This is a genomic window from Gordonia sp. PP30 (assembly GCF_023100845.1).
Taxonomy (GTDB): Bacteria; Actinomycetota; Actinomycetes; order Mycobacteriales; family Mycobacteriaceae; genus Gordonia.
Map to the genome: position 1 here is coordinate 23,167 of NZ_CP095864.1, position 22,646 is coordinate 45,812.

The following is a 22,646-nucleotide window of genomic DNA, read 5'->3' on the forward strand; positions in this document are numbered from 1 at the left end:
GCTGCGGCGCGGGCCGGACGGTGGTGGCCGCCGGATCGGCGACGGGAGTGGGCCCGGACACCGGCGCCGTATTCGGCTGGGGCCGGGGCGCCGCGTGTGCCGCTCGGTTCGGTCCGGAGGCCGGACCCGACGACGACTTCGCGGGCGCGTCGGTCACCTCCGGCATACCGCTGGCCGCGGGTGCCGGTCCGGGACGCTCCCGCGGTGCGGAAACCGGGCCGTTGCCGCCCTCCGGAACCGGGAGCGGGGACGGCGGCGGAGTCGTCGCGCCGGCGCCGCCGGGTACCGGATCAGCGGAGGTGTCGCGGGATTCGTCGGGAGCCACGTATACAAACTACCCGCTGGCACCGCCTGGTCAGTGTTACGGAAGTCCCTTCGTCACCATCGGATCCACCGATACCGCGCAGAAGACTTCTCCGATGCCGTCTAGAGGTCCTCGATGCGAGGCACCGACGCGGCGGCCGGGGGATGCTCGGTGCGGGCCCGGCGCAGGACCACCGCGACGGCGGCGAACAGGGCGAGCACGGCGGAGGCGGCGATTCCCGCGGCTTTGTACGACATGCCTCCACCCTGCCAGGCGGAATCTCCCGTCGCTAGCGGGACCCCGGAGGCCGCGCTCATGGTTGTATGGAGACCGTGAGTGACAAGAAGACCGCAACCCTGCACACCAACCGTGGCGACATCGTCGTCGAGCTGTTCGAGTTCCAGGCCCCTAAGACGGTGGCCAACTTCGTCGGCCTGGCCGACGGCACCAAGGACTACAGCACCGCCAACGCCCAGGGTGGCGACAGCGGGCCGTTCTACGACGGCTCGGTGTTCCACCGCGTGATCGACGGCTTCATGATCCAGGGCGGCGACCCGACCGGCACCGGTCGCGGCGGCCCGGGCTACAAGTTCGAGGACGAGTTCCACCCCGAGCTGCAGTTCGACCGCCCGTACCTGCTCGCGATGGCCAACGCCGGGCCGGGCACCAACGGCTCGCAGTTCTTCATCACCGTCGGCCCCACCCCGCACCTCAACCGCCGGCACACCATCTTCGGTGAGGTCGTCGACGCGGACTCTCGCGCCGTCGTCGATGCGATCGCGACCACCGCGACCGATCGCCAGGACCGCCCGCTCGACGAGGTCGTGATCGAGAGCGTCGAGATCAACTGACACCGGTGCAGCACGTCTGCTACCGACACCCCGACCGCCCCACCGCACTTTCCTGCACGCGGTGCGGGCGGTCGGCGTGTGCGGAGTGTCTACGGCCGGCCCCGGTCGGCCAGCACTGCGTCGACTGCGTGGCGCAGGACAGGGCCTCGGTTCGCGTCGATCCGGTGGCGCCGGTCAAGGACGCGACGGCCACGCCGTACGTCACCTACGGGCTGATCGCGGTCAACACGGTGGTGTTCCTGGCCTGCATCGCGCAGGCCGGCGCGGGCGCCCTGAGCGACCGGAGCGAGATGTGGCGCTCGTGGCTGATGCGCGAGGGCGTCCTGATCACCGGGTACGACGGCCACTGGAACGACGAGTACTGGCGCCTGCTCACCTCCGGCTTCCTGCACTGGTCGGTGATCCACATCGCCGTCAACATGCTGTCGCTGTACGTCGTCGGCCGCGACCTCGAGCGGTTCTTCGGCGGGGCGCGCTATCTGATGCTCTACGTGACGAGTCTGCTCGGCGGCAGCGCGGTGGTCACCGCGGTCCAGCACAGCGACTCACTCACCGCGGGCGCGTCGGGAGCGATCTACGGTCTGCTGGGGGCGCTGCTGGTGGTGGTCCTGCGGCTGAAGCTGCCGGTCGGCACGGTAGCCGGGGTGATCGTCCTGAACGTGGTGATCTCCTGGAGTCTGCCCGGGATCTCGCTGTGGGCGCACCTGGGTGGCCTGCTGTTCGGCGCGCTCGGCGCCGTGGCGATGATCTGGCTGCCCGTCGCGGTGCTGCCAGCGGGCCAGCGGACCGAGGCGAAGGTCAGCCGGGTCGGCTGGGCCGCGCTGATCGCGCTGTTCGTGGTCGCCGCGGCGATCGGCGTCGGTACCGGCGCCGTCCTGAGCGGCTGAAACGTCAGGCGTCGTCGACCGGCGGGGCGGTTCGACGGCGCGGCGCCGACCGATCGTCGAGCGTGAAGCCCGCCTCGGCGAGTTCGGCGGCGACGGTCCGCGGGCTGGTGCCCAGATCCCACTGACCGAAGACCAGCAGGCCGCCGTCGTGCAGCTCGATGAGCAGCTGCACCGAGCGGAACGCGAGGCGGCGGGTGCCCAGCAGCTCGAGCGATTCGACCTGGGCGGGGATCACCTCGCGCGTCCCGCGCAGGGTGCGCACCGTCAGCACCGGACCCGGTGCGAGGGTCAGGCGCGGACGGCGGATCAGTGCGACGGTCCCGGTGATGATGACCCCCAGCGCGGCGACCGCGAGGAGAACCAGCGCCGGCGGCTCCTGGTACGACGCGATCGCGGCGATCACCAGAGCTGTCCCCAGCCCGAGGAGGGCGATTCCCGCGGGCAGCGGCGTCGACCAGGTGCGATGGTGGACGGACGCGGAGTTATCCACAGGAGTTACCCACAGTGGGGATGAGTTACACACATGTGATTTCCACAGTGTGGATGAATGACACACATGTCATTCAGCGCCAGCCCATCGTCATCAACAGGCCGATGACACCGAGGCCGAAGCCGATCAGCAGGTTCCACTGACCGAGGTTGAACATCCAGTGCAGCCAGCCGCCGGGCTGAGCGACGGACCGGCTGTCGTTCGAGGCGGCCAGGTAGAACACCAGCAGCCAGACCAGACCTGCGAGCATGAAACCGAACATGAGGGCCTGGTAGGCGATGCCCGACGGGCCGGCCTTGACCTTCACCGGCGTGCGGCTCGCCGGGTTGATGGTGTAGTCGGTCTTCTTCCGCACCTTTGACTTAGGCATGTCTCTACGGTAACCCACGCGGAAAGAGGTGGCCGCAACCGATAACCTGGCTGCGTGCGCATTCTCGTCATCGACAACTACGACAGCTTCGTCTACAACCTGGTCCAGTACCTGGGTCAGCTGGGTGTCGACGCGGAGGTCTGGCGCAACGATGACGATCGGCTCGATCACGATCGCCTGCCGGCCGTCGTCGACGCCTACGACGGCATCCTGCTCTCGCCCGGTCCGGGCACCCCGCAGCGGGCCGGCGCGACGATGCCGATCATCCCGGTGGCCGCGGCCGCCGGCACCCCGCTGCTCGGGGTCTGCCTCGGTCACCAGGCCATCGGCGCGGCCTTCGGTGCCACCGTCGACCGGGCGCCGGAGCTGCTGCACGGTAAGACCTCGCTGGTCACGCACGACGGCCGCGGTGTCCTCACCGGACTGCCCGATCCGTTCGTCGCGACGCGCTACCACTCGCTGACGGTGCTGCCGGAGACGATTCCGGACGAGCTGGTGGTGACCGGGACCACCGATTCGGGGATCGTGATGGCCATGATGCATCGCGAGCTGCCGATTCACGGGGTGCAGTTCCATCCGGAGAGCGTGCTGACCCAGGGCGGGCATCGGATGCTCGCGAACTGGCTGCGGGTGTGCGGGCTCGAGGTTCCGGAGCAGCGCGTGGTCGTGCTCGAGGCCGAGGTGGCCGGGGCGCTGTCGCCGGGGTCGTAGTCCTGGTCGGGGGGTCGTTTCGACACGGTCTCGCCTGGCGGCTCGTCCGGCTCAACGAGCGACGTAGGTGTCCGGCTCAACGGGCGAGGTGGGGGTCCGGCTCAACGGGCGGCGTAGGTGCCCGGTTCAGCGAGCGCGACGTAGCGCCCGACTTAACGGGCGACGTAGGTGCCGTGCTCAACGAGCGACGTAGCGCCCGACTAACGCGATGTAGGTGCCCAGGTCAACGCGCGCCGTCCGTAGCAGCCCGTTGAGCCGCCGCCGAGCCCGCAAGGGCGAGGCGGGGTGTCGAAACGACCCCCCTGTCCGGGGAATTCTGTCAGTTCGGGAGCAGGCTCGCGCGGCCGACGGTCACCGAGATCGCGTCGTCCTTGCGCCAGCGAGCACCGGCGGGCGGGTCCTGCGACATGATCTTGCCGTCCTGGTTGGAAGCCAGGCCCACCGAGCGCGGCGTGGCGGTGACGGTCCCGCCGGTCCAGCCGGCGGCGGCCAGCGCCGCACGCGCCTGATCGAGCGTCTTGCCCTTCAGATCCGGCACCACGAACTGATTGCCGCGCGAGATGGTCACCTGCACCACGCTGCCGACCTTCACCGTCTGACCGGCGTTCGGTGAGGTGGACACCACCTGGCCGACGGGACGCTCGGAGTCGCCCTGCACGATGGACGGTTCCAGCCCGAGCTGCGCGAGCGTCGACTCGGCCTGCGCCTGCGTCTGGCCGACCAGATCGGGGACCGTCACCTCCTTCGGACCGGTGCCGATGTAGACGACGACGGTGGAGTTGATCGCGGTCTCGCTGCCGCTGCCCGGCTGGGTGCGCACCACCTTGTCCTTCAGGGCCGCGGTGGAGTCGGTCTTCTCGTCCTTGACCTCGGTGAAACCGAGTGCGGCGAGTGCGTCCTTGGCCTGCTTCAGCGTCTTGCCGCGCAGGTCGGGGATGGGATGCTTCTCCGGTCCGGACGACACGTACAGCGTCACCTCCGAGCCCTTGCGGGTCGGCACGTTGCTGCCCGGGGCGGTCCGGGTGGCGCTGCCCTCGGGGATGGTGGAGCTCGCCTCTTTCAGCTCCTTGACCCCGAAGCCGGCGTTCTCCAGATTGGTGCGGGCGGCGTGCGCGTCGAGGTTCTCCACGGTCGGCACCGGCACCAGCGGCGCCGACGACTTCCACGGGGCCCAGGTGAACAGCGTGATGCCCAGAATCAGCACGAGCACGACGGCGACCACGGCCTTCGCCCGGCGTCGTCGATAGAACGGCAGATCGTCGTCGAAGTCGTCGTCGCGGCGGTTCTCGTCGCGACGACGCCGGCCGGCGACCGCCAGGGTCGGGAAGTCGTCGTCGTCCGGCGCGTCGAGCAGCATCGGGGCCGACGGCTTACCGCCGGCCAGCACCTTGATCAGGTCGGAGCGGAACTCGGCCGAGGTCTGGTAGCGGTTGGCCGGGTTCTTGCTCATCGCCTTCATGACGACCGAGTCGAGTTCCGGGGTGATGTCCGGGTTCACCTGTGACGGCCGGCGCGGATCCTCGTGGACGTGCTGGTGGGCGACGGCGATCGGGGAGTCGCCGGTGAACGGGGGCTCGCCGGTGATGAGCTCGAACAGCACGCAGCCCATCGAATAAATGTCGCTGCGCGGATCGACCTTGATACCCCGGGCCTGCTCGGGCGACAGGTATTGCGCGGTACCCATCACCGCCGAGGTCTGGGTCATGGTGGCGCCGGTGTCGTCCATGGCGCGGGCGATACCGAAATCCATCACCTTGACCGCACCGTGATGGTCGATCATCACGTTGGCCGGCTTCATATCGCGGTGCACGATCCCGGCCCGATGCGAGAAGTCCATCGCCGCCGCGACGTCGGCCATCCACGTCATCGCCTGACGCTGGGCCACCGGCCCGTTGTTACGTAGCACGTCGCGCAGCGTCTCGCCGTCCACGTACTCCATCACGATGAACGGCAGCGGGCCGTCCGGGGTATCCGCCTCGCCGGTGTCGAAGACCTGCACGATGGTCGGATGGTTCAGCTTCGCGGCGTTCTGGGCCTCGCGCCGGAAGCGCAGGTAGAACATCGGATCCCGGGCCAAGTCTGGGCGCAGGATCTTGATCGCGACGTCGCGGTGCAGCAGCAGGTCGCGCGCGAACTGGACCTCGGACATACCGCCGAAGCCCAGGGCCTCACCCAGCTGATACCGGTCGGACAGCAGCTCGTCGTCGTTCATCGGCTATCCGCCGCCGAAGATGGGGGGCAGGGTCGGGAGCGGAATGCCCGGTCCGGGCTGGGCCGGACTGCTGGTGGTGGTCGGCTCCTGCGGCGTCGTCGTCTCGGTGGGCGTCGAGGTGTCGGTGTCCGTCGGCGTCGACGTGGTGGTCGTCGTGGTGGTCGTCGGCGACGGTGAACGGGTCGTCGTCCGGCGGGTGGGCGTCTCGGTCTCGGTCTCGGTCGAGATGGACGGCCGCACGGTGTTCTCGTTCCGGGTGGTGACACCCGGCGAGTCGATCACCCACTTCGCGAACAGGGCGATCGCGGCGATCAGCAGGACCGCGGCGACGCCGGCGAGCACCTTCTGGCCGGTGCTCCACCTGTCATCGGCCACCGGAGCGGGGACCGGCGCGGTCGGGCGGGGCCGCACCGGCGGGGCCGGGGGCGCTACGACCGGCGTGGAGACCGGACGGGTGGACGGTCGCGGACCGGCCGGGACGCCCCCGCGCGGGGCGGGCGGCCGGTGACCGGCGCGGACCGCGGCGACCGCCTCGGCGAACTCGCCGCCGGTGGCATACCGCTGCTGCGGGTCCTTGGCGAGGGTGATCATGATCAGCTCACGCACCGGCCCGGGCACCGAATCCGGCAGCGGCGGCGGCGGATCCTGGATGTGCTTCATCGCGACGGTGAGCGCACCGTCGCCGGTGAACGGCCGGATGCCGGTCAGCGCCTCATAGCCCACGACGCCCAGCGAGTACACGTCCGACGCGGCCGTGGCCTCACCGCCGGTCGCCTGCTCGGGCGAGATGTACTGGGCGGTGCCCATCACCATGCCGGTCTGCGTCACCGGCGCGGCGTCGACCGCCTTGGCGATGCCGAAGTCGGTGATCTTGACCTGGCCGGTCGGCGTGATGAGGATGTTGCCGGGCTTCACGTCCCGGTGCACCAGGCCCTGCGTGTGCGCGGCCTGCAGCGCCCAGCCGGTCTGCTCGAGCATGTCGAGCGTGTGGGCCAGCGAGAGCTGGCCGAGGCGGCTGATCACCGAGTTCAGCGGCTCACCGTCCACCAGCTCCATCACCAGATAGGCGAGCGGGTCGCCGCCGTTGCGGTCGGGTGTCTCGCCGTAGTCGAAGACGTTCGCGATGCCGGGGTCGTTGAGACGCGCGGTGGTCTGGGCCTCGGTCCGGAACCGCTGCAGGAACGTCGGATCGTTGGAGTACTCGGCCTTGAGGACCTTGACCGCGACGCGCCGGCCGAGCCGGGTGTCGAGGGCTTCCCACACCTGGCCCATGCCGCCGGTGGCGATCAGCCGGACCAATCGGTACCGGTCGGCGATGATGGTGCCGTTCTGCAGGCTCATCAGTGACCTCCCGTATAAGCATTCAACACTGCACGTCCAATCGGGGCGGCGATCAGGCCGCCGTAGGCGTCGGCACCGCCGGTACCGTTCTCCACCATCACTGCGACGGCGATATCGGATCCGGGCTTGAATCCGATGTACCAGGCGAAGGCGCTACCGGTCTCATTCGGATCGGTGGTGCCGGTCTTGCTGGCGATCCCCGCCTGAGCATTCCTGGTGTGCTGCTCGGACAGGACCATCATGTTGGTCAGTGTGGCAGCTTCTTCGGCGCTGAGCGGCCGACTGATCTGCGACGGCCGGGTGGCCGAGACGGTGCCGAGGTCGGCGGTCTGCAGCTTGTCGACCAGATACGGCCGCATCCGGATGCCGCCGTTGGCGACCACCGCCGCGTTCACCGCGTTCTGCAGCACGGTCAGTTTCACGTCGCGCTCACCGATCGACGACTGCGCCAGCGCCGCCTTGTCGTGGCCGATGTCGCCGATGGTCGACTTGGCGACCGACAGCGGGATGCCGGCCGGGCTCTCGCCGACGCCGAACTTGAGCGCGGTGTCGCTGAACTGGCTGAACGGGTCGCCCGGCAGCTTGTCGAGGATCAGATCGCCGAACGCGGCGTTGCACGAGTACTCGAACGCCTGCGTCAGGGTCACCGTGCGGGCCGAGGTGCCACCGCAGCGGGTCGGCGGGTTGCCGTCGTTCGGGAGGACCGCGGACGATCCGGGCAGCGGGAACGACGGGCTCGCGGTGAGCGCGACGTCCGGCTTCAGCCCGGCGTTCAGGGCCGTCGCGGTGGTGATCACCTTGAACGTCGAACCCGGCCGGTACAACTCGGCGATCGCCCGGTTGCGCAGCGGGGACGGCTCGGCCTGCAGCTGATCCCACGACGCCTTGGCGGCCGTGTAGTCCTGGGTGGCCATCAGGTTCGGGTCGTAGCTGGGCGTCGACGCCATCGCGAGGATCTTGCCGCTGCTGGGTTGCAGGGCGACGACCGCGCCGATGCACTTGCCGTTACACGAGCCCTCGACCAGCGAGCGGTACGCGGTGACCTGCAGTTTGGGCTCGATCGTCGTCTGGACGTTGCCGCCGCGCGGGTCGCGGCCGGAGAACATGTCCATGAAGTTCTGGGTGAACAGCCGGTCGTCGGTGCCGTCGAGGAAGTCGTTCTCGGCGTCCTCGAGCCCGTAGCCGGCCCCGAAATAGGGTCCATAGAAGCCGGTGACCGGCGCGAACGCCTGCACCGGCTTGGCCGGGTAGCGGCGCTGATACTTGTACTGGCCGTCGGACCGCACGGTCTCGGCCAGGACGTTGCCGTCCGCGTCGAGGATCAGCCCGCGCTGGCGCGAGTAGGCGTCGATCATGCTCCGCTTGTTGGCGCTGTTCGCGCGCAGCGACGGTGCGTGGATCACCTGAACCCACGTCAGGTTCGCGATCAGCGCCAGGATCATCACGACGACCGCGATGCCGACGCGCTGGATGGGTCGGTTCATCGGCGCGGCACCACCTGGGTGGGCATGGCGCCCACCGGCGCGGCCTGCTTCTTCGGGGCGTCGGGTTCGCGCGCGGCGTTGGAGACCCGGATCAGCAGGGCGATCAGGATGTAGTTGGCGAGCAGCGACGACCCGCCGTACGAGAGGAACGGCGAGGTGAGACCGGTCATCGGGATGAGCTTGGAGATGCCGCCGAGCACCACGAAGAGCTGGATGGCGATGGTGAAGGCCAGCCCGGACGCGAGCAGTTTGCCGAAGCTGTCACGCACGCTGATCGCGGTCCGCAGGCCGCGCATCACGATGAACAGGTACAGCATGACGATCGCGGTCAGCCCGACCAGGCCGAGCTCCTCACCGAAGGCGGCGAGGATGAAGTCGTTGTGGACCTCGGGGACTTCGTTCGGGTGTCCGGAACCGAGCCCGGTGCCGAACAGGCCGCCGGCGGCCAGCGAGAACAGGCTCGCCAGGATCTGCATGCCCTTGCCGGTGGGATCGGCGAACGGGTCGAGCCAGATGGACACGCGGACCTGCAGGTGAGCGAACAGGAAGTAGGCCGCGACGGCGCCCGCGACGAACAGCGCGAGGCCCGCCATCAGCCAGCTGACCCGCTCGGTCGCGATGTACAGCATGGCCAGCATGGTCGCGAAGATCAGCAGCGAGCTGCCGAGGTCGGTCTCCAGCACCAGCACGCCGATGGCGATCACCCAGGCCGCGAGCAGCGGTCCGAGATCGCGGGCGCGCGGGAAATCGATCCCGGCGAAGTGCTTGCCGACGGTGGTGAACAGATCGCGCCGCGACACCAGGAACGAGGCGGTGAAGATGATGATCAGGACCTTCGCGAACTCACCCGGCTGGATCGAGAAGAACGGCGTGGAGATCCACAGGTTGGAGCCGCCGCGCTCGGAATTGGGCAGCACGATCGGGAGGATCAGCAGGATCAGGCCGAGCAGACCGAGGGTGTACGAGTAGCGCGAGAGCGTGCGGTGATCCCGGATCAGGAACAGCGTCGCGGCGAACACGACGATGCCGACACCGAGCCACATCGCCTGTGAGCTCGCGTACGACGTCGGATCGCCGTCCCGCGGGGTGAGGTCGAGCCGGTGGATCATCACCAGGCCGAGCCCGTTCAGCAGGGCGACGGCGGGCAGCAGCAGCGGGTCCGCGTACGGGGCCAGCCACCGGATCATGGCGTGCGCGAAGCCGTAGAGGCAGGCGAACGCCAGGACGTACCAGAACAGGCCCCAGTCGAAGGCGTCGTCCTGGGACGCCTCGACGATCAGCAGCGCGACGGTCACCAGCACCAGGGCACCGATCAGCAGCACCACCTCGGTGGTGCGGACACGGCGGCTGGCGGCCGCGGCGGGTGCCTGAGCTACGGGCGCGGCCATCAGGACTCCCGGCAGTTCCGGTGACCCTCGGGGTCGGTCGTGACCGGCGTTGTGGCGGTGGGCGCGGGGGAGACGGTCGCCGGCGAACCCGCGGGAGCGGGGGTGGCGGCCGGATGCGTCGGCTCGGACCCGCCGGTCGGGGCGGGGGACGGCTCGCCGGACGGCGGCCCGGCGGGCACGTCACCGGTGGGGCACAGCGGCAGGAACTCCAGGCCGCGGACCCGGTCCTGCACCTCGCGCAGGCCGAGGCTCTTGATGCTCGCGGAGACGACGGTGGTCTGGCCCACCTGGGTGAGGTCGTCGACCTTGACCTGCGTGCACGACGCGCCGTGATCGGAGAAGACCACCTGCGGTTCGTCGGTGTTCAGGTCCTCGGCGCAGACCTGCTGGGCCGGCTTGGAGAAGTCGATGAAGAGGAATCCGTCCGGGGTGCCCTGCCTGATCACCACCGCGCCGTTGTCGGCGGCCACGTAGTAGTTGGCCATCGCCTTGGAGCGGACCACGAAGTAGCCGACGACGAGGGCGGCGATCACCGCGAGGACGACGATGATCGCCAGCGGCAGCCGCCAGCGGCTGCGGGGGGCGGGCACCGGATCCTGGTGCACGGTGGGTCGCTGCGTCGGCGCGGGCGGCGGGCGGAGCGCCGCGGCACGACCGGCCGCGGTCGCCGGGTTCGGTACGTATCCGGCCTGGTCGTCGCTGCCGGCGGCGCCACCGAGGATGGGGCGCGACTCGCCGTATTCGGTGTCGACGACGTCGGCGACGACGACGGTGACGTTGTCGGGTGCGCCGCTGCGCAGGGCGAGCTCGATCAGCCGGTCCGCCGCCTCGGCGTGGTCGGCGATGGTCGCCAGCGTCTCGGCGATGGTCTCCTCGCTGACCACGTCGGACAGCCCGTCGCTGCACAGCAGGTAGCGGTCGCCGGCGCGCGCCTCCCGGATGGTCAGCGTGGGCTCCACCTCCTGGCCGGTGAGCGCCTTCATGATCAGCGACCGCTGCGGGTGACTGTGCGCCTGCTCGGCGGTGATGCGGCCCTCGTCGACCAGGCTCTGGACGAAGGTGTCGTCGCGGGTGATCTGCGTCAGCTGGCCGTCGCGCAGCAGATAGCCGCGCGAGTCACCGACATGGCACAGGCCGATACGGGTGCCGGCGAACAGGATGGCGGTGAGCGTGGTGCCCATGCCTTCCAGCTCGGGATTGCGTTCCACCTGCGCGGCGATCGCCTCGTTGCCGGCGCGGGTGGCCGCGTTCAGGGCATCGAGCAGGTCGCCGCCGGGCTCGTCGTCGTCGAGCGTGCGGAGCGACTGGATCACCAGCTGGCTGGCGACCTCGCCGGCCGCGTGGCCGCCCATGCCGTCGGCGAGGGCGAGCAGGCGGGCGCCGGCGTAGACGGAGTCTTCGTTGTTGGACCGGACCAGGCCGCGGTCACTTCGCGCGATGTAGCGCAGTACGAGGGTCACGAGCGCAACTCGATCACGGTCTTGCCGATGCGGATCGGCGTGTTCATGGGGGCCCGGACGGCGGTGGTCACCTTGCCGCGGTCCAGGTAGGTGCCGTTGGTGGAGCCGAGGTCTTCGACGTACCAGTCGTCACCGCGCTTGGAGAGGCGGGCGTGCCGCTCCGAGGCGTAGTCGTCGGAGAGGACCAGCGTCGAGTCGTCGGCGCGGCCGATCAGCACCGGCTGGTCACCGAGGGTGATGCGGGTGTTGGCGAGCGCCCCGGCCGTCACGACCAGATAGCGGGCGCCGCCGCGGGGCGCCGACGAGCGGCGACGGTCGCGGAAACCCGATCCGCTGGGGCGCCGGGTCCCGGCCGCGGAGGCGAGATCACCGCGCATCGCGCGGACGAGTGCCCACACGAACAGCCACAGCAGGATCAAGAACCCGAAGCGGGTGAACTGCAGAACGAGTCCCTGCATGCGCGCTTCACCTCCTGAATCGGTCTGGTTGGTGCCGGCGGGAGCCGGCCGGGTGCATCGGCGATGCACGTAGCGGTCGGGGCTCCCGATGGCCCCGACCGCATTCTATGTGCACGACCGCTACTGGAACCGAACGGTGATGTCCGAATGACCCAGCCGGATCCGGTCGCCGTCGGCCAGATTCCAGTTGCTGACGGTGAGTCCGTTGACCGTCGTGCCGTTGGTGGAGTTCAGGTCCTGCAGCATCGCGTTCTGGCCGTCCCAGCGGATCTCGACGTGCCGGCGGGAGACGCCGGTGTCGGGGAGACGGAACTGCGCGTCCTGACCGCGGCCGATCACGTTGGAGCCGGGGCGCAGTGAGTAGGTGCGGTTGCTGCCGTCCTCGAGGACCAGGGTGATCGCGGCCGGGGCCGGGGCTCCGTAACCCGGCTGCGCGTACGCGGTCTGGTCGTAGGCGGCCTGCTGCGGGTAGCCCTGGTCGTAGCCCTGCTGGCCGTAGCCCTGGTCGTACGCGGGCTGCTGGCCGTAGGGGTCGGCGGCGGGCTGTGCGTAGCCCTGCTGGTCGTAGCCGGGCTGCTGGCCGTAGGGGTCGGCGGCCGGTTGTGCGTAGCCCTGCTGGTCGTAGCCGGGCTGCTGGCCGTAGGGGTCGGCGGCCGGTTGTGCGTAGCCCTGCTGGTCGTAGCCGGGCTGCTGGCCGTAAGGATCGGCGGCGGGCTGTGCGTAGCCCTGCTGGCCGTAGCCCTGGTCGTACGCGGGCTGCTGGCCGTACGCCTGCTGGTTCGGGTCGTAGGCGGGCTGCTGACCGTACTGGTCGTGGGCCGGCGGCTGACCGTATGCCTGCTGGTTCGGGTCGTAGCCCTGCTGGCTGGGGTCGTAGCTCTGCGGCTGGCCGTACTGGTCGTAGCCGGGCTGCTGCCCGTAGCCCTGGTCGTAGCCGCCCTGGCCGTAACCCTGGCCGGGGTACTCGGGGGGATTGGTCATGTCGGGGGCTCCTTGGTCGGGGCTATCGGGAAGTCGGGACGGGTCGGACCGGTCGGGTACCGCGCGCGGCCGGACGTCGGGATCGACGGTGCCACGGGTGCGGAACTGACCGGTGTGCAGTGACGGCACCTGGTCGAACTCTACGACGACCGGGCCGTAGGTCTGCCACCCATTGTCTCCGATGAAGTCTTCGAGGTGGCGCGAAAAGATCTTCCGGTTCAGTTCGTACTCTTCGCTGACGTGCTTCAGATCGGAGTCGCTCAGGGTGACGACGTAGCTGTTGGCGACGAGTGACGCGCCGTCTCCGAGGTCTTCCGCCGACGCCTCGGCCTCGCGCTGGAGACTCTGCTCGATCTCCTGCGGTGCCACCTTGCCGCCGAAGACGCGCGCGAAGCCACCGTCGACGGCGGACTCGAGCTTGCGCTCGATACGGTCGAGTAGACCCACTCCCGGCCCCCTTCTGCGTTCGCTGGCGTGTCGGCGTGCATGCGTCGTCGTTCGATGTTACCGGTCCGCGGCGCCGATGCGCCCGTCAGCTACTCACTCGTACCCCGGCCGTCACTTCTGTACCGCCTCGGCGCGCCGTCGCGGGGCGTCGTTCGCGCAGGTCAGGACGGAGGGGGAGAGCCGATTTTTACTCCGCCGCGCATCCGTGTAATCTCGGTCAAGTCCGCAAGCGGACAGCGTCGAGAAATCGGCAGCCACGGGCGAGTGGCGGAATGGCAGACGCGCTGGCTTCAGGTGCCAGTGTCCTTCGGGACGTGGGGGTTCAAGTCCCCCTTCGCCCACCAGGAGCGGCCCCCTATCTACCCAGGTAGGGGGTCGTTTTGTATCTACATCGAACCGCCGTGGCCACGGCCTTGGGCACATCTGATGTCGGCGCGTAGCTCGCGTGAAGCGTCGAGGTCCGAGTCGAACAGGTCGGAGTAGACGCGCAGGGTCACGCTCGCATCCTCGTGCCCGCGCTTTCGGGCCAAGGTGAGCACGTTGCCCCCGGCGCTGCCCGTGAGCGACGCGCAGGTGTGCCGCGGTGCGTGAGGGCGTGGTGCCCCTCGGCGATCCCGGCCCGGAGCACCGCACGGTGGAACCAGCCGCGCGGAGCCTTGTTCACTCCCCGGTAAGAGCCGTCCGCACCCGGGAACACGAGATCGTAGGGCTCCTTCCCGTTGACCTGCTGCTCGAGCAGGTCAAGGAGGAACGCTGGTACCGGGACGCTGCGCGATTCCCGGCCCTTGGTGTCGCCTACCTCTATCTCTGTTCCAACCCAGACCGCGTTCCGGTGTACCGCGATCCGGCGGCGCAGGAACTCGATGTCCACCACCCGCAGCGCGATCAACTCGCCCCAGCGCAGACCACAGAACGCCAGCACGTAGACGATGACCCGGTTGTCCGGTGTGAGGCAGGCATCCGCGAGCCGATCGACGTCATTCCCGCTGAGATAGACGTGCCGCTTCTTCGTCTTCTTCGGCAGGTTGCTGATGTGCCTCGCCGGATTGCTCACCAGTCGCCGCGCCTTCACAGCGTCGTCCAGGACACCGATGAGCACCCCGTGGGCACGCAGAACGACGGTCGCCGACTTGGCGGCGGATAGTTCGGAGACCCACTGCTCGACAGACAGCGCATCGATGTCAGCGATCCGGGTGTGCTCCCACTTCGGCTTCACGTGAGTTCGCCAAGCGGTATCGAGCGAATGAGCCCACGATGTCGACACGGTGGCGGTCTTGTGCTTCAACCAGGTCGGCCCCATCTCGCCGACCGTGATGAGGCCGAGAGACGGCGCGACGTACTCACCCCGCAGCTTGCTGACCTCGACGGTGGCGGCGAACGCCTCGGCTTCTCGCTTGGTCTTGAACCCGCGCCGCTTGGTCTGCTTGCCGTTGGGTTGCCGATAGCGGACGACATACCGTCGTCCAGCCGCGACCTCGTACGGCTCGACGGTTGCCATCAGCCTCTCCTCTCCTCTCCTCACGGCCATCCCACATTAGGCGTCGCACACGACAGAACCGCCTGATCTCCGGCCTGGGGACGTGACGGGTCGGCGGTCGCTGGTTGTCGGTCCTGCGGCGCACGATCTCGGCATGACCATCTCTTCCCCGTGGCCCCGAGCTTGGGGCGACTTCGACTCGCTGGGCCGTTTCCTCATCGCCGCCGTCGCGCTGATCGACCGGCTCGATGAAGAGCGCGCCGACATCGAGGTCGGCAAGTATCGGCTCGGACACAGGAACGCAGGGACCGCGGCTCTGGGCGAACTGTGCCGGGCGTTGGGCATCGCGATGACGCCGAGCACCGCCGACGTTCTCTGGGCGCGTGCTCAGCGGCACGCGAACGGATGGGGAGGGACCGGCTTGCCGATGGCTTCTTGCTCTGGCTCGAAGACGTTGGGCACGAAGCGGTGATCGTGTGATCCCCCTCGAAGCCGACCCGGTGGAGACCGCGCTCACCACCATCCTCGCCGCCGCTATCCGCGTCGATGAGACCATCGTCGCTGCGCCTCACGGCTGTCTGTGTCCCATCCTGCATCTCGGTGCTTTCACCACCCGCCGCGACATTTACGAGTGGTCCCGGGTGCTGCGCCCCTTCGCAAACGATCTGCCGGACGACCTCCTCGATCCGATCCTGGTGTCGCTGTGGCTGGAACGCGCCCTACTGGCCCTGGACCTGCGTCCCGGCGTCGGTCGGTTCCCGGCGATCCACAGCCACACCCCGCTGCCCGCCAGCGCCGTCGCTGCGATCCGCGAGCGACCCGGCGACGATGCCCTGCGCAGTCGCATCGCTCACGATCACGACGTGCTGCCTCTCGATTGCCTCGCCGCCGCTCTGCCCGACGGGCCGGGCTGGGCACCAGTTGACGACCGGCACGACTTCGACGGTCCCTGCGGCACCTGCGGGCCATGATGATCCCGCACACCTGGCACCTCGTCGGGGGACGGGCGCTGATCTATCCGCACATCGCGGCGGTCATCTCGGCGCGAGACCTGCTGATGAAGCTCAGGGCGACGTGGGCGGTCGCGGGACCGTGCGGGTGCCCCGCGTTCGTCCTTGGACCCGAGACGACGCGGCGCGAGGCCGAAGACTGGGCACTCGTCACCTTCCGCGCCAGTGGAGAGGTCCACCAGCCGCCAGCGGCATCTGATCCGGGAGCGTGCCTCGCCTGGATCGAAGCTCGGTGCCTCGACCTCGGGATGGTGCCGAGTGACCCCGACCGGCTTCCGAACTCGTCGCACGTTCACGGCCCGCACCGTTCCCCGCCGAGGGACAGGCAAGGCTGGCTCACCGCAGCGGAGACGGCGTGGGCGCTGCTCCCGGACCCGCTGGTCCTGCGCGACCTCGGCACCGGCCAGCGGTGGCACGCACCCGATCCGCTCGCCGTCGCGGTCGCGCTCGATGACTGCTGGCCGTCGACCGTGCCCGGCGTGCTCCCCGCGCTGGCCGACCTGATTCTCGGGCTCGTACGGGGCTGTGGGCTGGTACCTGAGCGCCTGCCGCCCCGCGTTCGCCACCTGGCGATTCAGAGTCCCGCGCTGGGGCCGCACGCGCAGCGGGAGCTTGTGCGCGTACTGCGCCGCGTGCGAACTCCGCAGCCGCCGAAGCCGAGATGGGCGCGCGAAGAGCAAGCCGCTATCCGGCGGTACCTGCGCGAGGCGCGGCTGGTCCATCCCGTGAAGCTCTTGCCGGGCGACTTCGAGCGCGACCACGACGGCGGCATCGTGCTCGACGGTCTGCCACCCGCCGAATGGATCACGGCAGTACGCGCCGCGAAGCGACCTGCGCCGGACGCCGACCTGGACGCTGAATCCTGAGAGGAACCTGGGCCGGCGGGCGTCACGTCCACTGGCGAGGTGGCCCGTCGTCGCCCCGGACCTGATTCCTCGGGAGGCTGCGCGGACCGAATACGACCGATGGTCGGTCCCCTGCGCTACCGTCATGGCATCACCTCGCGAGCAGCGCGAAAGGAGGCAGCGGTGACTGGATTCCCCGTGGAGCTGACGATCGCTCTCACCGGCGTCACTCGGTCGCAGCTCGACAACTGGCGGCGTACCGAGCTTCTGATTCCCGAGGTGAACCCGACCCGTCCACCGCTGTACTCATTCCGAGACCTTGTGGCGCTGCGGACCGTGGCTTGGCTCCGAACCAGTACGTCCCTACAGAAGGTGCGCCGGGCGTTCGCGCAACTCGAAGAGTTCGACCTGACTGACCACCCCTCCGCCTACAAGTTTGCTGTCGGCGGAGGCAGCATCGCAGTCTGGACCGACGCAGGTTTCATGGACCTGGTGAAGACGCCTGGCCAGTATCAGCTCTACACGCTGGCTGACATGTTCCGGCCATTCAACAATCGGAATGACGAACCGATCGTCGACTTCCAGCGCCCTCGCCCCACGCTCACTGTGGACCCGCGTAAGCTCGGAGGCTGGCCAACGATTGACGGCACCCGCGTTCCGTTCGACACCGTGGCTGACGCTCTGTCCGGTGACCTGCCGATCAGTGAGGAACAGGTTCGCGCTTTCTACCCCGGAGTCAGCCCGAGCGCGGCGCACGACGCGCTCGACTTCGCAGAACTGGTGTCCTCGAAGCGGAGGACTTCATGAAGTTCTTCCTCGATGAGAACGTGAACGTCGGATGCCTCAAACCGCTGGAAGCTCTCTACGGTGACCACGAGTTCCGGCACGCGTACAGCGAAGGACTCGGCGGGACGAAGGACGTACCGCTGCTGAACACCTTGCAGCAGCAGGGCTACGACGCAATCATCACGAAGGACCGGACGCAACTTCGCGACGAGGAAGAGCGGCGCGCGATCTTCGACGCCGGGCTGCACTGGATCGGCTACGTGGCCAAGGGTGTCAAGGGACTGCGCGGCCTGACGACGGAGACGGCAACGCTGACGGCAGGACTCGTGTACGTTCTTGCCGATCTGCGCCCAGAACCGCACGTCTACAAGCTGTACGGCATCGGCACCGAAGCGGCCCAGCGAGTGAAAATCAGCGCAGTTGGACGACCAGGCTGGGGGCGACCCCGTAGCCAGGGCCTCGGCCTCGCCGGTGCTTGACGCTGCTGGCGATTGCCAACCTCCCCAAGGGGACAGGCACCCTCCCATATCGTTGCCACCGTGCTTAGTGAAGTGATCGAAGAGATCGTTGCCCGCCTCGCCTCTCGCAAGCCCGTACGTCCCGAGGCCGAGATCCAAGCAGACATCTACGCACTGCTGACCCTCGCCGCACTCGGGCTGGACGCCGATGATGTGGTCAAGATGGAGTCGCAGGTCGCTGACGGGACCCGTCGCCGGATTGACGTAGAAGCTGGGCACGTCGTCATCGAGGTCAAGAAGGACCTGCGTGTCGGCAACCTCAGCGAGTACGAGAGCCAGCTCGCCGGATACGTTCAGCAGCGCAGCACCGAACTCGACAGCCGATACGTCGGCATCCTCACCGACGGGACGGTCTGGCGGCTCTACCACTTACTTGAAGGTCAACTGGTATATGTCTCCGAGCTGGCACTGAGTCCGCAACGTCCCGACGCCGAGCGGCTGCTGATCTGGCTCGAATCGGTTATGGCAACCCGAGAGCAGATCAAGCCGACGCCCGCCGAAATCGAGGAACGCCTCGGCGCTGAATCGCCGGGCCATGCACTCGACTTCGCAACGCTCGCTGCACTCTACGAGGCGAACAAGGACCACCCCGAGGTCAAGCTGAAACGCGAGCTGTGGGCCAAGCTCCTTCGCACAGCGTTCGGTAAACAGTTCACCGACGACCCCGAGTTGTTCATCAACCACACGCTGCTCGTGGTCACCGCTGAGCTAATCGCCCACGCCGCGATCGGTTGGGACATCTCTCCGCACGGACCCCTCACCTCCGCGCAACTCACCTCGGGGTCCGAGTTCCAGGCATCTCAGATTCACGGGGTGATCGAGGCGGACTTCTTCGACTGGGTGACTCAGGTTGATGGCGGCGACATGTTCGTGACAGAACTTGGGCGTCGGTTGTCCCGATTCCGGTGGAACGAGGTCGAACACGACGTATTGAAGATCCTCTACGAGTCGGTGATCCCGACTCAGGAACGCGAGCGATTGGGCGAGTATTACACACCGGACTGGCTCGCCGATCGCGTCGTACACGAGACGATCACCGATCCGCTCAACACTCGGGTCGCCGATCCGAGCTGCGGGTCTGGGACGTTCCTGTTCCATGCAATCCGCAAGTTCCTGGTTGTCGCAGAGAGCGGCGGCGCACCACCGAACAAGGCGCTCGAATACGTCACGGCGCACGTCGTCGGCATGGACGTGCACCCCGTCGCAGTGACCCTCGCCAGAGTCACCTACCTCCTTGCGATTGGTCTTGAACGGATTCAGCATCCCGATCGTGGTCCGCTGACCATTCCCGTCTACCTCGGAGACTCGATGCAATGGGAGCAGCGCCGCGACCTCATCGACGGCGGAGAACTGATCACCGTCGCCACTGAGGGCGATGAACTCGTCGAGGGCGGCGGCGTGCTCTTCGGCGACGACCTCGTGTTCCCCCGAAGCGTTCTCGCCGACGCCGGACGATTCGACCGCCTCGTCAGCGAAATGGCAGATCGCGCTCTTGATGTCCGGCTCGACACCCGGTACAAGAACAAGCTCCTCAAAACCGATGAGGAGCTGATCGACCCGGTCTTGACGAACTTCGGCGTTACCGAGGCGGAGGGCAAGGTTCTCACCACGACGTTCTCGACGATGCGCGCCCTGCACCGCAGCGGGCGCAACCACATCTGGGGCTACTACGTCCGGAACCTGATCCGCCCTCTCTGGCTGTCCGAACCGTCCAACCGAGTTGACGTGATGGTCGGAAACCCACCCTGGCTGCGGTACTCCAAGATGACGGCGAACATGCAGGAGAGATACAAGAAGCTGGCGAAGCCCCGAAACCTGCTGACCGGAGGGTTGGGAGCGTCCAGCCGGGACTTGTCCACCCTGTTCGTCGTGCGAGCGGTCGAGCTATACCTCCGGCCCGGCGGCAGGTTCGCGTTCGTCATGCCTCACGGCATCCTCACCCGCAAGCCACACACCGGGTTCCGCTCCGGCGAGTGGATGACCAAGAACTCTGAACACCTGACGGTGCAGTTCGCGGAGAGCTGGGACCTGGCCGAAGCCACGACCGGATTTCCGATGGTTTCCGGTGTGGTGTTCGGTCAGCGCGTCGACGCTGCAACGAAAATGCCCACCACCGTCCTGCGCTGGATCGGCTACCTTGCGCGCGCAGACAGCCCTTGGTCGCATGCCAAGGCGAAGCTGCGGACAGAGAAAGGCACCATCGTCGCACTCGACACCGACTCAACGATGCCGACCTCGCCGTACAAGTCGAAGTTCCGCCAAGGCGCGGTGCTGGCACCCCGGATGACGCTCTTCGTCACCGAAGCCGCCGCCGGACCTCTCGGCTCGGGTGCAGGTCGAGTCGCTGTCGAGTCGATGCGCTCGAACCAGGAGAAGGAACCGTGGAAGAGCGTCGACACGATCCAGGCACGCGTCGAGAAGAACTTCGTTCGGTCGATCTATCTCGGTGAGACTGTGGCCCCGTACCGCACCCTCAATCCCCGGACCGCAGTGCTTCCGATCAACAGCACCGGGACCGCGATCCTGACCAGTACCGAGATCGACGGGCAGCTCGGACTCAACACCTGGTGGGACACCGCTGAATCCGTCTGGGGTCGTTGGAAGTCCCAGTCCGACAGTTCCCGGCTGCTCGATCGGATCGACTTCCACGGTCAACTCACAGCGCAGCTACCTATCGCACCGGTACGTGTCGCCTACACCAAGGCCGGAAACACTCTCGCAGCAGCGATCATCCGCGACCATGAGGCGATCATCGACCACAAGCTGTACTGGGCACCAGCTTCCAGTGAAGCGGAGGCCCACTACCTCTGCGCGGTCCTGAACTCGAAGACGGTGCTCGACCGGGTCAAGCCGCTCCAAGCCCTCGGTCTATTCAAAGGCCGCGACTGGGACAAGAACGTCTTCGCCGCACCGTTCCCCATCTACGACAACACGAACGACCTCCACCTCTCACTCTCTGGCCTCGGTTGCCGAGCCGAAGAACTCGCGGCGGGGGTCGACGTGTCCAGTGCGAACACGTTTCAGGCAGCGCGCAAGATCGTCGTCGCGGCGCTTGAAGCGGATGGTGTCGCGGATGACATCGAGTCTGCCGTCGCGAAGCTGATTCCTGCCGTCGTCTGACCGGGGGACGTGTCACTGCCGCGTGGGACGATGGGCGCGTGATCGAAGACGAGATGAAGCTCTTTCGCGACCACGGCTCGATCGAGCCGGGGGAGTACGACTGCGAGTGGACCATCAACGGTCAGCAAGTGCGAGGGCACGTCGAGTTACGCGCGGGTCGTCCGCCAATCGGCTACGCCCGTGCCGAGTTGTTCGACGGCGAGATACCCGGACAGCCCGGGCGGTACGCGCGGAGCTACCCCACGAGCTGCGACGTTCCCGTGGTGCGCGGATACATCGACAGCCAGATGTAGCACGTGACCTTCTTCGATGTTCGGCTCACCGCTGAGTTCACAGGACGTACCCGCATCGCCGGAGCCGTCGCGCTGGTCAGCAAGACGGAGCTGCCGGACGACATCGCGTTCACTTCGATGACCACGCAAGTCACACAGATTGAGCGGTTCAGCGGCCTGGCTCCGATCGACAGCCACACCTTGTCGCGCGGTGCTCCGCGTGAGTTCGGCATCACCACAACCACCATGAGGCGTGAGTGGCCCGGTGACGAGATGTCGGCGACGTTCTACTACGGATACCGCAGCAGCATCGATCCGTTCATCCTCTCGGTGCGTTTCACCCCGTGGATCGAGTTCACCTCGTCTACCCCGATGGACGCGACCGCGTGGCTCCGCCGGTGGTGCCTTCCGCTGGTCGAGCTGATCTCCGTTGCTACGGGCGCGCGGGAGAAGTCAACTCTCGTGCGCCTGGAAACCTCCGGCGACGAGAAGACCACGGCCTCGATCTTCTCCAACCCGGTGTCGCAGGAACCGTACTACTGTGCCAAGAAGTCCTCGGACATCCTCGCGTTCACAGCCTCAGCCGAGGACTTCTCCCTCGTGCAGGCACTCACGCTGTGGAACGAGTTGCACGGTTCTGGGCACCCGCTGATCGTGGGTTACAACGTCATCGCTCTCGGTGACGACCAGCATCCCCAGGCTCGGCTGCTCCTGCTGTTGCAGTGGCTCGAAGCGAGCTATGGATTCGACCACCGGAGCAAGTTCGACGCGCAGCAGGAGAAGCACACGGCGGAGCGAACCTCCCTGCTCGACAAGCTCAAGACCATGAAGGACAACGGAGAGTTGACGCGCGCGGAGTGGAAGCTCGCAACGCGGATTCCGCGTTTCGCACAACCGAGCCTCGGGGAGGCGCTGAGCCACTACTTCAAACTCCACAATGACCTCGACGTAGCAGCAAAGCTGGACCGGGCCACCCTCATTCGGGAGGTCATCGCAACGAGCGACGCGACCAATGTGATCGAAGCTCTGATCGAGGTGCGGAACGGACTCTCACACGGCACCGCGACCTACGATGCGTTCCAGCTTCTAGATGTGGTGCAAGACCTCCACCCGCTTGTCAGGGCCGAGTACCTGCGTCTCCTTGGCGGGTCGTTCAACGCGGATTCGTTCCGGTACTGAGCGGCAATTCGGCGAGTCAGGGGGCATTTCTTTGTCGCGGGTAGCCCCAGAGCCG

Annotated in this window: 22 protein-coding genes and 1 tRNA gene; 12 read left to right on the forward strand and 11 right to left on the reverse strand. The window is 67.7% G+C overall.

The features are described 5' to 3' along the window. Positions 1-426: 426 nt before the first annotated feature. Positions 427-561 (reverse strand): hypothetical protein, encoded by a 135-nt coding sequence (locus MYK68_RS20720; RefSeq protein ID WP_283255258.1) that lies wholly within the window; start codon positions 559-561, stop codon positions 427-429. Positions 562-627: 66 nt separating this feature from the next. On the opposite strand from MYK68_RS20720, the gene MYK68_RS00105 reads away from it, so the two are divergent. Together MYK68_RS00105 and MYK68_RS00110 are read left to right on the forward strand one after the other, a co-directional pair. Continuing rightward, entirely contained in the window at positions 628-1,155 is a 528-nt protein-coding gene (locus MYK68_RS00105) for a peptidylprolyl isomerase (RefSeq protein ID WP_247865615.1), read from the forward strand. Positions 1,156-1,283: 128 nt separating this feature from the next. Beyond that, entirely contained in the window at positions 1,284-2,042 is a 759-nt protein-coding gene (locus MYK68_RS00110; protein ID WP_247865616.1) for a rhomboid family intramembrane serine protease, read from the forward strand. 4 nt (positions 2,043-2,046) lie between these two features. On the opposite strand, the gene MYK68_RS00115 is transcribed toward MYK68_RS00110, so the two are convergent. Both MYK68_RS00115 and crgA read right to left on the reverse strand, forming a co-directional pair. Next, the gene (locus tag MYK68_RS00115) at positions 2,047-2,532 is read right to left on the reverse strand and encodes a PH domain-containing protein (RefSeq protein ID WP_247865617.1); all 486 of its coding nucleotides are present in this window, start codon (positions 2,530-2,532) and stop codon (positions 2,047-2,049) included. Between the two features lie 73 nt (positions 2,533-2,605). Further along, positions 2,606-2,902, reverse strand: a complete 297-nt coding sequence (gene crgA, locus MYK68_RS00120) for a cell division protein CrgA (RefSeq protein ID WP_247865618.1) — start codon at positions 2,900-2,902, stop codon at positions 2,606-2,608. Between the two features lie 54 nt (positions 2,903-2,956). On the opposite strand from crgA, the gene MYK68_RS00125 reads away from it, so the two are divergent. Then, on the forward strand, positions 2,957-3,613 hold the full coding sequence (locus MYK68_RS00125; protein ID WP_247865619.1) for an aminodeoxychorismate/anthranilate synthase component II: 657 nt from the start codon (positions 2,957-2,959) through the stop codon (positions 3,611-3,613). 319 nt (positions 3,614-3,932) lie between these two features. Here MYK68_RS00125 and pknB read toward each other — a convergent pair whose 3' ends face one another. The 7 genes from pknB to MYK68_RS00160 form a co-directional block, all read right to left on the reverse strand. Then, complete coding sequence (gene pknB, locus MYK68_RS00130) at positions 3,933-5,825, reverse strand: Stk1 family PASTA domain-containing Ser/Thr kinase (protein ID WP_247865620.1); 1,893 nt, start codon at positions 5,823-5,825, stop codon at positions 3,933-3,935. A gap of 3 nt (positions 5,826-5,828) precedes the next feature. Further along, a complete protein-coding gene (locus tag MYK68_RS00135; RefSeq protein ID WP_247865621.1) occupies positions 5,829-7,166 on the reverse strand; it encodes a serine/threonine-protein kinase in 1,338 nt (445 codons plus the stop codon). After that, entirely contained in the window at positions 7,166-8,650 is a 1,485-nt protein-coding gene (locus MYK68_RS00140; RefSeq protein WP_247865622.1) for a penicillin-binding transpeptidase domain-containing protein, read from the reverse strand. Before MYK68_RS00140 ends, MYK68_RS00135 begins: the two co-directional genes overlap by 1 nt. Beyond that, positions 8,647-10,038 carry an FtsW/RodA/SpoVE family cell cycle protein gene (locus MYK68_RS00145; RefSeq protein ID WP_247865623.1) on the reverse strand — a complete coding sequence of 464 codons (1,392 nt, stop codon included), beginning with the start codon at positions 10,036-10,038 and terminating at the stop codon, positions 8,647-8,649. The genes MYK68_RS00140 and MYK68_RS00145 overlap by 4 nt, the downstream gene beginning before the upstream one ends. After that, positions 10,038-11,498, reverse strand: coding sequence for a PP2C family protein-serine/threonine phosphatase (locus tag MYK68_RS00150; RefSeq protein ID WP_247865624.1), 1,461 nt, complete (start codon positions 11,496-11,498; stop codon positions 10,038-10,040). Before MYK68_RS00150 ends, MYK68_RS00145 begins: the two co-directional genes overlap by 1 nt. Beyond that, positions 11,495-11,956 carry an FHA domain-containing protein FhaB/FipA gene (locus MYK68_RS00155; RefSeq protein WP_247865625.1) on the reverse strand — a complete coding sequence of 154 codons (462 nt, stop codon included), beginning with the start codon at positions 11,954-11,956 and terminating at the stop codon, positions 11,495-11,497. Before MYK68_RS00155 ends, MYK68_RS00150 begins: the two co-directional genes overlap by 4 nt. Before the next feature lie 120 nt (positions 11,957-12,076). Beyond that, a complete protein-coding gene (locus MYK68_RS00160) occupies positions 12,077-13,384 on the reverse strand; it encodes an FHA domain-containing protein (RefSeq protein WP_247865626.1) in 1,308 nt (435 codons plus the stop codon). Positions 13,385-13,642: 258 nt separating this feature from the next. Between MYK68_RS00160 and MYK68_RS00165 the strand changes: the two genes are divergently transcribed. Continuing rightward, positions 13,643-13,728: transfer RNA gene (locus tag MYK68_RS00165), tRNA-Leu, on the forward strand. A 149-nt stretch (positions 13,729-13,877) separates the two neighbouring features. Here the strand turns inward: MYK68_RS00165 and MYK68_RS00170 are convergent. Beyond that, positions 13,878-14,882, reverse strand: a complete 1,005-nt coding sequence (locus tag MYK68_RS00170) for a site-specific integrase (RefSeq protein WP_247865627.1) — start codon at positions 14,880-14,882, stop codon at positions 13,878-13,880. Positions 14,883-15,015: 133 nt separating this feature from the next. Here MYK68_RS00170 and MYK68_RS00175 point away from each other — a divergent pair, with 133 nt between their 5' ends. The 8 genes from MYK68_RS00175 to MYK68_RS00210 all read left to right on the forward strand — a co-directional run bounded on the left by MYK68_RS00175 (position 15,016) and on the right by MYK68_RS00210 (position 22,591). Next, the gene (locus tag MYK68_RS00175; RefSeq protein WP_247865628.1) at positions 15,016-15,333 is read left to right on the forward strand and encodes a hypothetical protein; all 318 of its coding nucleotides are present in this window, start codon (positions 15,016-15,018) and stop codon (positions 15,331-15,333) included. Positions 15,334-15,337: 4 nt separating this feature from the next. Further along, the gene (locus tag MYK68_RS00180; RefSeq protein ID WP_247865629.1) at positions 15,338-15,832 is read left to right on the forward strand and encodes a hypothetical protein; all 495 of its coding nucleotides are present in this window, start codon (positions 15,338-15,340) and stop codon (positions 15,830-15,832) included. Then, complete coding sequence (locus MYK68_RS00185; RefSeq protein WP_247865630.1) at positions 15,829-16,737, forward strand: hypothetical protein; 909 nt, start codon at positions 15,829-15,831, stop codon at positions 16,735-16,737. Before MYK68_RS00180 ends, MYK68_RS00185 begins: the two co-directional genes overlap by 4 nt. 162 nt (positions 16,738-16,899) lie before the next feature. Beyond that, a complete protein-coding gene (locus tag MYK68_RS00190; protein ID WP_247865631.1) occupies positions 16,900-17,523 on the forward strand; it encodes a DUF433 domain-containing protein in 624 nt (207 codons plus the stop codon). Continuing rightward, complete coding sequence (locus MYK68_RS00195) at positions 17,520-17,981, forward strand: PIN-like domain-containing protein (RefSeq protein ID WP_247865632.1); 462 nt, start codon at positions 17,520-17,522, stop codon at positions 17,979-17,981. The genes MYK68_RS00190 and MYK68_RS00195 overlap by 4 nt, the downstream gene beginning before the upstream one ends. A gap of 60 nt (positions 17,982-18,041) precedes the next feature. Further along, positions 18,042-21,140, forward strand: coding sequence for an N-6 DNA methylase (locus MYK68_RS00200; RefSeq protein WP_247865633.1), 3,099 nt, complete (start codon positions 18,042-18,044; stop codon positions 21,138-21,140). Positions 21,141-21,178: 38 nt separating this feature from the next. Next, positions 21,179-21,433 (forward strand): hypothetical protein, encoded by a 255-nt coding sequence (locus MYK68_RS00205; RefSeq protein WP_247865634.1) that lies wholly within the window; start codon positions 21,179-21,181, stop codon positions 21,431-21,433. A 3-nt stretch (positions 21,434-21,436) separates the two neighbouring features. Then, complete coding sequence (locus MYK68_RS00210) at positions 21,437-22,591, forward strand: ApeA N-terminal domain 1-containing protein (RefSeq protein ID WP_247865635.1); 1,155 nt, start codon at positions 21,437-21,439, stop codon at positions 22,589-22,591. Positions 22,592-22,646 lie beyond the last annotated feature (55 nt).